The organism is Streptomyces sp. NPDC057697, assembly GCF_042799335.1.
GTDB lineage: Bacteria > Actinomycetota > Actinomycetes > Streptomycetales > Streptomycetaceae > Streptomyces.
The window spans coordinates 1-1,022 of the sequence record NZ_JBHVJA010000049.1 but is presented as its reverse complement, the minus strand read 5'-3'; the positions used below and the strand labels follow the sequence as shown (position 1 = coordinate 1,022).

Genomic DNA, 1,022 nt, shown 5'->3' with positions numbered 1-1,022 from the left:
GGGTTAATCCTGGCATGATTGAGCCGATACTATTAAAGAACTTACGAAAAGCAATCATTACGAGGAGTATTGCTGCGAACAATGCTCCTCGTACCAAACTGAGTCCAAAATTCATATTCAAAGGCCCCAGTTTATACAGCGTTATAGGGTGATTCATTGTTTTTTTATAGTTGTATGACCTCATTCCTTACCCCCCAAATACAGTGTAAGCAAGGTCACCTATTTGCTTTAAAAGTCTCTCTGGATTACCTACCGCGAAAAATACGAATCCGGCGGCAATTACAAATCCGATCAATTTACTAATGTCCTGTCTAAATAGGTAAAAGACACCGAAACAAACCAAAACAATTGCAACAGCATTTCCGCCTTCAGTTTGTACCCAATCCGCTAAATTACCGAGAGACGGAAGGCTAGCAGCTAAAACAGGATTTGCAAAAAAATTCATCATAGTTATTTTCCTCCTAGTGTGTTTTCCATTTTTTCAACAAAATACTTACCATCACGTTTACTTAAGTGCATTGTGAAGCTTTCTGTATTCTCAATTCCAAGGTCTTTTTCTTGGAATTTCGCATTGGTTTTTACGATATAACCATTTTTCCCTGAAGCATAGACTTTGAGATTTTCTAAGCTGACAAATGAACGCTGCCCATTTAAAGCCTGCGGCTTCTCCATCATATAAGTGAGATCATCTGTCGTTCCGTCAGCATATTTTTTGAAGAAATCATTAAGCCAATTTTGAATCTGCTGTTTCTGTGCATCCTGAATTTCAGATTCATCTTCTAATGGGTTAGTTTCGCTTTGTACGCCTTTTGTTTTCACATCTGGCAACGGCGTAAAATACAGGTTAGAAACAACCGCATAACCGCCTTTAGAAGCTTTTACAGGTACATTCAGCAGCATAGAACGGCCTGTTTTTTTCTCCTCCTCGTATTTCTCTTTCACTTTTTCTTTTTTCTTGCCTTTTTTCTTCTCGACCTCTCGCTCTTTTTCCTGAACGGCGACATTATCATAATCTACACGGT

The 1,022-nt window shown here is 38.7% G+C and carries 2 protein-coding genes; both read right to left on the bottom strand.

The genetic code is table 11. The features are described 5' to 3' along the window. Positions 1-187: 187 nt before the first annotated feature. Positions 188-448, bottom strand: coding sequence for a TcpD family membrane protein (locus ACFVFH_RS35815; RefSeq protein WP_375838822.1), 261 nt, complete (start codon positions 446-448; stop codon positions 188-190). A gap of 2 nt (positions 449-450) precedes the next feature. After that, on the bottom strand, positions 451-1,022 hold a 572-nt coding region (locus ACFVFH_RS35810), incomplete at its 5' end, for a conjugal transfer protein (RefSeq protein WP_383777119.1).

Coding starts and splice junctions, on each gene's coding strand:
- ACFVFH_RS35815 (WP_375838822.1), bottom strand. CDS start 448: ATGATGAATTTTTTTGCAAATCCTGTTTTAGCTGCTAGCCTTCCGTCT.